This window comes from Microcystis sp. M165S2, from assembly GCF_020245885.1.
GTDB lineage: Bacteria > Cyanobacteriota > Cyanobacteriia > Cyanobacteriales > Microcystaceae > Microcystis.
The window spans coordinates 1-9,986 of sequence record NZ_JADBTZ010000427.1 but is presented as its reverse complement, the minus strand read 5'-3'; the positions used below and the strand labels follow the sequence as shown (position 1 = coordinate 9,986).

Below are 9,986 nucleotides of genomic sequence, written 5' to 3'. Positions count from 1 at the left end.
GAAAACTTTTCTGACTTTTCTTCAGCTATTTATGAATGTCTGAATGATGCCCATCTGAAACATAAAAAAGAACTGGATTCCTTGCTCACTCTACGATTTCAGAAGTTTAATAAATCTCAGATTATGAACGTCTAAAGTATAATTTGAGACTTCCTTAGCTAAAAACGCCTACCTCTAAAGCTCTTGCTAAAGTAACTCAAGATATATATTTTGGTCTGTAATGAAGTTCCGGGGGAAGGCGATAAGTTGTCTATTTCGAGGTTCCCTATTTTAGCACGATGGTAAGTAGGGAGGCACAATTATTTGTAGGATGGGTTAGCGGTAGCGTAACCCATGCTGGCGTTGGGTTTCATGCTTCAACCCAACCTACGTTCATCTTATATTTAATTCCACCCACCTACTTATTGCTACTCGATTTTATAGAGATAGGCTTCTGGGGTTTCCAGAAGGGAAGTCATCGGGCGATCGAGAGGGGGGGTTTTGGCGAGGGTAAAAATTGGAAATAAATCGTTCATTTGGATAGCCATTTTAAATTTCGGCTGTATATAATAACTACCCGATGGGCAGGCATTGGTTATCGTTAGCTCTCTTTTGGTCATAAAGGTATCGATATAATCATACTGACCATGCTCTTTTCTTTTGCCTTTCTTGGCCGGATCACAAAGGGTTGAACCGGCCGGAATCTGATTGATAATTTCCACTGTATCGGCCACGGATAGGAGTCTTTCGGAACCGTATTTACTAGCAAGATAACGTTGATTGAAATAGAGATTAGTTGCGATCGAATAGCCGATGATAATTGCTAGAACTAGACCGAGGATCCTGTCGAAAGTCTTAGTCAAGTTTAGATAGGCCAGACTAGCGATCGCCAAGAGTATAGGAGCAAACCAGAGTAAGATTTTACGATGGGAATAAAAATGCTCATCAGGATAATTAGAGGAAGCGTAGAGAAAAATTATCCAAGTAATCGCCAAAAAGCCGATCAGTGTTTTATTACCTCGATATTTTTTGATGACTATGTATAGAGAAATGCCGAAAAAAATAGCCGAAACTACGACATTGAAAATCGATATATTATCATTCAAAAAAAACACTTGATTGCCCAGATAAACCATTTCCCCAATCGCTTTAAATAGACGAGTGAACAGATTGCTCGATGATTCACCGCTCGCCCCCTTCTCCGTGAGCGCTCTCAACATTCCTTTCGTATTTGCAAATCTCCGAACTATCTCACTGTGCCAATACATAATCAAGGCGAGATTTGCGGAGAGAATCGATAGAAAAGGCAAAAGACATTTACGAGTATTCTTTCGATTTCGATAAACAAACCATAGAGAGGCGATAACACAAGTTGCTGGGATAATTAACATCGTGGTGGTGTGTAAACTCACCAATATAGCGACAGTAATCCCGAAGAATATCCAAGCTATAGCCTGATAGATCAGCGGCTTACTCGTTTCCATCTGGAACCGATAGAGTAAAGCAAAAACGAGCATAAAAAAGGGTATTGGGCTAGGTCCCCAGGAAAAATTATTAATGAAATAGTCCGCATAAATCGTGCTATACCAAAATCCTGCCAAACTGGACAGGAGAAGACGTTTATCTTGTTCTACATTTTCTAAAAGTTGATAAACAAAGTAGATTAAGAGGGGAATCGATAGAAAAGAAAATAGGCCATTGGTAAGGACTTGAAATTCGGGGGCAGTACCGAAAATTGTCAGAGGAAATGCTAAATAACTATAGAGGGGTGGAATTGTGAATCCATATTTTCCACCCCCCCCCGGTGGTCCCAATTGAGGAAAGTTTCCCTTCCACATATCCATCCAAAGATAACCAAGAGTAATCTGATCGGGATCTGGTCCGATATCGAAGGTAACGTATTCAAAAATACTGACAATCCTGGTGAAAAAGGCAAAGGCGATCGCTAGAATCCCTAAAATCAGTGCCGTTCCTCGGACTTTATTGATTGATTTCCCCATAAGTGTCGGTATTTTTATCCTAAAATTTTCTGGTAGCTTCGTGACCGTATCCCCGAATATTTATCTTCGCATGGTAGCACGAATTTCTAGTCCTACTCGGTTAGAATTTAGCGTTGCTGATCAAGACGAAGTATAACCTGATTTAGTATCGCCGGCGGACGACCGACTACCCAAAAGGAAAACTTCGTACCTCACCATGAAGATAACTGCTATAAGATTTAAGAGACTGTTTAGCAATAAACTAGGTACACTCGCTCAACAAAAATTTTTTTAGACAAATCTTGGACACAATCGGTAATCCCGTGTTAAACTGCCTCGATAAGATGATGTCACTCTCAAAGCCCTTCACTATATAATCTAATGGTAATACAATCGGTCAGTTTAACAGTTAAGGACTATAAGTCCAACATTCCCGTGGCCATCTTGTGTGGTGGCAAAGGAACCCGACTGCGGGAAGAAACCGAATTTCGGCCTAAACCGATGATTGCCATCGGAAATCGGCCAATTATTTGGCATATCATGAAAACTTATGCCCACTATGGTTTAACTGATTTTATGCTCTGTCTAGGGTATAAAGGGGAAATAATCCGGGACTATTTCTTTAACTATGATTGGAATCAAAGTGATGTCCTCTTAGAGTTAGGCAATAAAAAAGTGACCAAACTCGATAGTGGACACGAGGAAGAAGACTGGCGTATTTGGTTAGTTGATACGGGACAGGAAACCATGACGGGAGGTCGTCTTAAACGTCTCACATCTTATATAGATCAAAGCGGAAGCGAGATCTTTTTAGCCACCTATGGGGATGGGGTTTGTGATGTGAATATTGCGGATCTGTTGGATTTCCATTACTCTCATGGGAAATTAGCCACTATGACGGCGGTTCGTCCTCCTTCCCGCTTTGGCGAGTTAGTGATTGAGGATAATTTAGTCACTCAGTTCCAAGAAAAGCCACAAACGGCTGAAGGATGGATTAATGGGGGGTATTTTGTCTTAAATCGCAAGGTTTTGGATTTAATTGAGGGAGATTCGACGACTTTTGAAGCACAGCCCCTAAGAACCCTGTCCGCTTTAGGAGAACTCACCGTCTATAAGCATGATGGGTTTTGGCAGTGCATGGATACTTATCGAGAAATGGAAGTACTCAATCACCTTTACGACACTGGACAAGCTAGATGGAAAATATGGTAAAGAAAGCATTTTGGACTGGCAAAAAGGTCTTTATTACTGGTCATACGGGCTTTAAGGGGTCTTGGCTGGCGTTTTGGTTAATCCATCTGGGGGCAGAGGTAAAAGGCCTCAGTTTAGCTCCCAATAGCACCCCTGCCCTATTTGACCAATTAGACTTAGCTCAAAACCTGAGTCACCATCTAGGAGATATTCGGGACGCTGAGTTGGTGACTCGTTTAATCAAGTCATGGCAACCGGATGTGATTTTTCATTTAGCGGCGCAATGAGCGTCCTATACTGAACTCAAGTAATTGACAGATAATCAATCCTTGGGAGCATCTCATTTATGCAAGTGAGTAATTATACTTGTCCCTAAAACTGGTTTCTAGCAAGGCTTTCAAAATAGCTTGACATAAAACCTAATTTAGGGGTTACAAAGGTGAGATGCTCCCCAATTCTTTAATAGCAGGAGGCAGTAAGTGGACATATTAAATTCAATACATCTCCAGATTAAGCAGATGCTCAAAAAGCAATCAAAAATTGATGGCAGATTTTTGGTAGTTGCTGCACTCTTAGGATATTTTGGGTTATTGTATCTAGCTAATTTTTTTGTTCCCTATCACAAGTTTTGGAGGAGAATGGGAGTTCCTGTGACTTCATTTAAAAACCTTTTTTTGGATCTTAGATACGTATTAGGCGCTTTTGATTGTGAGCGATTGACTGGAGAAACTTCCCTAACAAATCATTCCTGCTTCAATCAAATAGGTTATCCCAGTAGTTGGTCTTTATTGACTTGGCTGGGGTTAGAGATGCGTGATACTATATTTTTAGGAGTTTTATTTGCTTTAATCTTTTATGTTGTTACTTTAATCATCATTGGCAGATTAAATTATCAAGAAGCTGTAGTTTATGCCCTAATTTTATGCTCACCACCGGTAATGCTTTTAGTCGAACGTAGCAACGCAGATATTGTTATCTATTCTTGGCTTGGAATCGGACTAATGATCATTAAGAATAGCCGAGCATTAATTTTTAGGTTGTGTGCCTATTTATTAATATTTTTTGCTGGGGTTATTAAACTATTCCCAATTTTCGGTCTGGTAGTAATTATTAAAGAAAAAAGAAATCTATTTCTGTTCTTGGCAGCTATTTTTACCACTGCTTTCATTACTTATTTTCTCGCTAGTATAGGGGAGATGAAAACTATATCCGACCTTCACATTCAATTAGCACTTAGTGGTGATGGTGATCCCGTGTATTATCGTTTTGGCTATAAAGCCCTCTTGTTAAAAGTCAAATCTTTTCTATCAAATCTTTCTTTATTTACTGGCGGAGAAACTGATATTAAAAAGACGCTCAGATATATGATGTACATAATTATGAGTTTATTGACGATATTAATCTTTACCAGAGTTTTATTGTCGAAATTTAAGATTTTTCAAGAATGGCTTAGTTCTGATTTTGTCTTAACAGATTCGGACAAATCTTTAGACAAAAGTCAATATATTGATTATTTCCGTCTTGCAGCAGGCATTTATTTAGGAAATTTTCTTGTTATTGGGCTTGTTGTGGATTACAAATTAACTTTTCTAATCTTTGCCCTTCCTCAAATCTTGGATTGGATTAAGCAAGAAAATCAATTAAGCTTGCCTTCCAGTATGGCTTTAGTCGCTATAGTGGCAACCTTTTACGCAAGTCCATTCTTACATCCTTGGTTAGTTGATGAAATGATCAATTGGTTCTTAGCTGCCAATTTATTATACATTTCAATTCTCTCTATGCCTGAATGGCTAAAAAGTTTAGTCCATAAGAGATTGTCTGGCAAATTTTCCGTATAAAAGTTTAACCACAGTCTATATATAGCAAAACTAGATGAATTGTAAAATCCCCTTAACCAATTGACATCCTCGGTCAAGTTCATGTATAGTGGCTCCCAAAGAGTTAGGGTGATAGGTTTAAGCCTTCACGAAAACTCTTTTCAGGGATTACTTGCACAAAGCCGATGAAATTAACTGAAAACCCAGTATAGCGAGTCTATTTGACTTGTGGACAATAATAGCTCCCCTCTCCTTCTGGGATGAGACTGATGGGCTTTGGCAGTGTATGGACACTTATCGAGAAATGGAACTACTCAATCACCTTTATGACACTGGACAAGCTAGATGGAAAATATGGTAAAGGAAGCATTTTGGACTGGCAAAAAGGTCTTTATTACTGGTCATACCGGCTTTAAGGGGTCTTGGCTGGCGTTTTGGTTACTCCATCTGGGGGCAGAGGTCAAAGGCCTCAGTTTAGCCCCCAATACCACCCCGGCCTTATTTGACCAATTAGACTTGGCTCAAAACCTGAGCCACCATATAGGAGATATTCGAGAGGCTGAGTTAGTGGCTCGTTTAATCGCTTCATGGCAACCGGATGTAGTCTTTCATTTAGCGGCACAACCCTTAGTGCGGCTTTCTTATCTTGAGTCGGTGGAAACATGGAACACAAATGTTATGGGGACTATTCACGTTTTAGAAGCCCTCAAAAGCCTGACTCATCCCTGTGCCGCCGTGTTTATTACTAGCGATAAGTGCTATGAGAATCGGGAATGGGTCTATGGTTATCGGGAAAATGACCCCTTAGGGGGTTATGATCCCTATAGTTCTAGCAAAGCGGGGGCGGAATTGGCGATCGCATCTTGGCGAAATTCCTTCTTTAAAACCCCTCAAACCCCCATCGGCATTGCCAGCGCCAGGGCCGGAAATGTCATCGGTGGAGGAGATTGGTCTCTAGATCGGATTGTACCCGATGCGATGCGGGCTTTGATCAAGTCGGAAGCGATTCCCGTGCGGAACCCTTTAGCGACTCGCCCTTGGCAGCACGTTTTAGAGCCTTTAGGTGGCTATTTACGGTTGGCTGAGTCGATTTATGTGCAGTTGATGACAGCTAATTGGCAGCAAGACAGCCGGGGGTTATATGGGGCGTTTAATTTCGGTCCGTCTCTGACTTCTAATCGTCCAGTTAAAGAGTTAGTTGAGTCTATCCTACAACTTTGGCCAGGGACTTGGCTCGATCAAAGTGATCCGAATGCTGTTCATGAGGCTAAATTGCTTAATCTAGTCACAGATAAGGCTTTCCATAGCCTAAAATGGCAACCCGTCTGGGATTTTGAGCGGACAGTTCAAGAAACCGTTCTTTGGTATCGCCAAGCCAATCAAATTGCACCTAGCAATAATCAAGGGTTTCAAAACTTAACCCGATCACAGTTCGAGCTATATCAGGCCGATGTCTTCAGTGAAAAAGTAGGTAGCTTTTGTGTTCCATAATATTTATTGCCACATTCCGGCGTTCCCCAAAACCAGAGACTTCGTACCTCACCGTTAGGATAAATTCTACAAATATGACCAAAGTTTACTTCTACGCAACAGATGAAAGGGAGATGCGGTTACTTAATAGACAAGATCCCGACTCTTTCCTTGGTATTCATGATCATTTTTCAGGAGAAATTGCGACGAGTTATATCTATCTTAAAAAGGCGGGTTTAGATTGTGAAGTTATTAACACAATTCCTGAAGAAGGAATTGTGTTCGCAGATAAAAAAAGTTTTGATAAAACCTTGCTAGAGATCAAAAAATATCTTGGCCGACCTACCCGTTTTTACAAATATCCAGGAGGAAATGCCATGTTAATTGCGATGAAATCTGATAAACAGTTTTATCCACCTGCCCATATAAATATTGTTCTTAATCCCGTGGATTTCCAGAAAAACCGTAATTCTATTTGGAATCCTTACTATCTTGTTTCTCCTTGGCCTCAGCCCGGATTGATCCCTCGATTGAAAGAGCGTGACTGTCTAGTTGAAAATGTGGCTTATCTTGGTGATCAATCTCAATTAGCAGAAGAACTGAAATCAGATAAATGGCGTGATGCTCTATCCTCTCTAGGATGCAAGTGGTGGCCAATTCTTGAGCCTAAAAAGTGGAACGACTATAGTAATATAGATGTGGTTATTGCTGCTAGAAGTTTCGATGGCAAGCCATACATCAACAAACCCGCTAATAAATTAATCAATTGTTGGCGAACTGGTGTTCCAGCCATCGTGACTCCAGAGTCCTCAATCTTAGCAGAAAAGAAAAGCGACTTAGACTTTCTTTTGGTTAATTCTCTGGACGAAGCCATCTCAGCAGTTAGTAAGTTAAAGAGTAGTCCCGACCTTTATGCTAACATGGTCAGTAATGCCCGGGAAAGGGCTAAGGATTTTACTGTAGAAAAAGGTTGTGAAAGATTTATGAAATTTTTTGAGGAATTTGCGTTTCCTACCTATAATGAATGGATTAAATTAACGGAAAGCCAGAAAAAAACTCTTTTCTGGAGACGTTGTTCTAAATTGAAATTAGACAATTTTAAAGACAGAACAATTAATAGTTTTATCGAGCGGTTTTTCTAACGAACATTATTGCATAAATCATGACACAACCTATCCATCGTCCAACTAATACATCTGAGCAAGAACAAGACCTGCGAGAGCAAGTATTTCAAGCCGTACAGAAATACTATGACTTCAAATTTCAGCCCCGGGCTTTTGTGGCGGGGCAAACCTATGTTCCGGTTTCCGGTAAGGTATTTGATGAGCAAGAATTAGTGAAATTAGTCGATTCTTCCCTAGATTTCTGGCTCACGACGGGCAGATATGCCGCAGAATTTGAGGAACGTTTTGCCCAGTGGATGGGGGTAAAACATTGTTTATTAGTCAATTCCGGCTCTTCAGCGAATTTAGTGGCCTTAAGTGCCTTAACTTCTCCTAAATTGGGAGAAAAGCAACTTAAACCGGGGGATGAGGTGATTACTGTTGCCGCAGGTTTCCCGACTACAGTTAATCCCATCTTCCAAAATCAGCTAATTCCCGTCTTTTTAGACGTTAAACTACCCGGTTATGACCTCGACATCGATCAGCTGGAATCGGCCCTGTCAGAGAAGACTAAAGCGATTATGATCGCCCATACCTTGGGAAACCCCTTCAATTTAGAGGCGGTGATGGCTTTTGCCGAAAAACATGACCTTTGGGTAGTGGAGGATAACTGTGATGCGGTGGGAAGTCTCTATAAAGGGCAAAAAACTGGCACCTTTGGGCATTTAGCAACGGTTAGCTTTTATCCTGCCCATCACATGACCATGGGAGAAGGGGGCGCGGTTTTAACCAGTGATACCCGCTTGAAAAAGATTGTCGAATCTTTCCGCGACTGGGGGAGAGATTGCTGGTGTGCGCCGGGGGTAGATAATACCTGTAATAAACGCTTCGGTTGGCAGTTAGGAGATTTACCCTTTGGCTACGACCATAAGTACACCTATTCTCATGTGGGCTATAACCTAAAGATGACAGATATGCAAGCCGCCGTCGGGGTAGCCCAACTGGATAAATTGCCGGAATTTATCCAAAAGCGCCGGGAAAATTTCGACTTTTTGCATCAAAAATTACAAGACTTACAAGATGTTTTGATTTTGCCTGAAGCCAGCCCCCATTCTGAACCGAGTTGGTTCGGCTTTCCTATCTTAGTTAGGGAAGATGCGCCTTTTAGCCGTAATGATTTAGTTAAGCATTTGGAGGAAAAACGCATCGGCACAAGGCTATTATTTGGGGGTAATTTACTGCGACAACCTCTGTATCAAGGATTAAATTATCGGGTTATTGGGGATTTGAGTAATGCTGACAAAATCATGGCAGGAGTGTTTTGGATTGGGGTATTTCCTGGATTAACCAAGGAGATGTTAGAGTATGTGGCAGCGACTATCCGAGAGTTTTGTCGGGGTCTGGATCAGAGTCAAAGCTGAGAAAGCGACTTCGGTTCTTCGTTACTTGGTATGTTTCGATCGGGTGGCATAAATCGACTAAATCCTTATCTGGCGATTGATTGGTTCGTTCTAGATCAAAAACAATTGACAAAAATCGCTGAATGTCTCTCTATATAAGGGTTTCATCCCTTGTAATCCCTCTATTGCATAACACGAACCGAAGAACCGCAAGTTCTATTAAACATTTATCCCAAATATTGGGATTATAGACTCAGATATCAATGGATAATTTGATGGGCAAAACTATTTTAGTGACTGGTGGAACTGGTTTTCTAGGAAGTCATCTGGTGAAACGGATAGTAAAAGATCAGTTGAATGTTATTGTTGTCAAGCGTTCAAGCTCTAAACTTTTCCGATTAGGTTCGATTGTTGACAAAATAAGATTTTATGATCTTGACCAGATTGATATAGAAGATATTTTTAAAGAAAATGTCATTGACATAATCATCCACTGTGCTACCAATTATGGTCGTTTTGCAGTTCCTCCTACAGATATTATCCAGGCGAATCTTTTTCTGCCTTTGAAAATTATACAAATAGCAGAAAATTATCAGGTAAAAACATTCATTAATACCGATACCATTCTAGATAAAAGAGTCAATTACTATTCCCTTTCTAAAAAACATTTTTTAGACTGGTTATTCTTATTTTCTCAAAAAATGGTTTGTATTAATGTCGCTCTAGAGCATTTTTACGGACCTTTTGATGATCCTTCTAAGTTTGTCTCTAAAATTATCTTAGATTTGCTGCATGAAGTAGATTTTCTTGATTTGACATTAGGAGAACAGAAGCGAGATTTCATCTATATTGATGATGTCGTAGAAGCCTTTACGAAACTGATTCAGTTTAGTTTTGATGTTCCTAACAACGCCAATTCAAAAATGAAGTGCATCAATGTCTGATGATAATTCATAGAATACCTCAAAAGGGGTTCGATAGTCAAGACATTTTCGAGGACGATGATTAATTAATTCTACAGCTTTTTGAACTTCTTCCGGCTTGACT

At 40.3% G+C, this 9,986-nt stretch carries 8 protein-coding genes and 2 pseudogenes; 8 read left to right on the top strand and 2 right to left on the bottom strand.

What is annotated here, in order from left to right; genetic code table 11:
* Positions 1–135 (top strand): annotated as a pseudogene (locus IM479_RS21135) (IS630 family transposase); the annotation flags it as partial.
* A gap of 272 nt (positions 136–407) precedes the next feature.
* On the opposite strand, the gene IM479_RS21130 reads toward IM479_RS21135, so the two are convergent.
* A complete protein-coding gene (locus IM479_RS21130) occupies positions 408–1,979 on the bottom strand; it encodes a hypothetical protein (RefSeq protein ID WP_287684670.1) in 1,572 nt (523 codons plus the stop codon).
* A 360-nt stretch (positions 1,980–2,339) separates the two neighbouring features.
* On the opposite strand from IM479_RS21130, the gene rfbF reads away from it, so the two are divergent.
* From rfbF to IM479_RS21095, 7 genes are all read left to right on the top strand, one after another.
* Positions 2,340–3,170, top strand: a complete 831-nt coding sequence (gene rfbF / locus IM479_RS21125) for a glucose-1-phosphate cytidylyltransferase (RefSeq protein ID WP_287684668.1) — start codon at positions 2,340–2,342, stop codon at positions 3,168–3,170.
* On the top strand, positions 3,155–3,436 hold the full coding sequence (locus IM479_RS21120; protein WP_287684667.1) for a GDP-mannose 4,6-dehydratase: 282 nt from the start codon (positions 3,155–3,157) through the stop codon (positions 3,434–3,436). The genes rfbF and IM479_RS21120 overlap by 16 nt, the downstream gene beginning before the upstream one ends.
* Before the next feature lie 231 nt (positions 3,437–3,667).
* The gene (locus IM479_RS21115) at positions 3,668–4,987 is read left to right on the top strand and encodes a hypothetical protein (protein ID WP_287684665.1); all 1,320 of its coding nucleotides are present in this window, start codon (positions 3,668–3,670) and stop codon (positions 4,985–4,987) included.
* A 324-nt stretch (positions 4,988–5,311) separates the two neighbouring features.
* Positions 5,312–6,457, top strand: a complete 1,146-nt coding sequence (gene rfbG, locus IM479_RS21110) for a CDP-glucose 4,6-dehydratase (protein WP_287684664.1) — start codon at positions 5,312–5,314, stop codon at positions 6,455–6,457.
* Between the two features lie 74 nt (positions 6,458–6,531).
* Complete coding sequence (locus IM479_RS21105) at positions 6,532–7,578, top strand: glycosyltransferase (protein ID WP_287684663.1); 1,047 nt, start codon at positions 6,532–6,534, stop codon at positions 7,576–7,578.
* 20 nt (positions 7,579–7,598) lie between these two features.
* A complete protein-coding gene (gene rfbH / locus IM479_RS21100) occupies positions 7,599–8,960 on the top strand; it encodes a lipopolysaccharide biosynthesis protein RfbH (RefSeq protein ID WP_287684662.1) in 1,362 nt (453 codons plus the stop codon).
* Positions 8,961–9,214: 254 nt separating this feature from the next.
* On the top strand, positions 9,215–9,883 hold the full coding sequence (locus IM479_RS21095; RefSeq protein ID WP_287684661.1) for an SDR family oxidoreductase: 669 nt from the start codon (positions 9,215–9,217) through the stop codon (positions 9,881–9,883).
* Here IM479_RS21095 and IM479_RS21090 read toward each other — a convergent pair.
* Positions 9,857–9,986 (bottom strand): annotated as a pseudogene (locus IM479_RS21090) (IS30 family transposase); the annotation flags it as partial. The gene IM479_RS21095 and the pseudogene IM479_RS21090 overlap by 27 nt on opposite strands.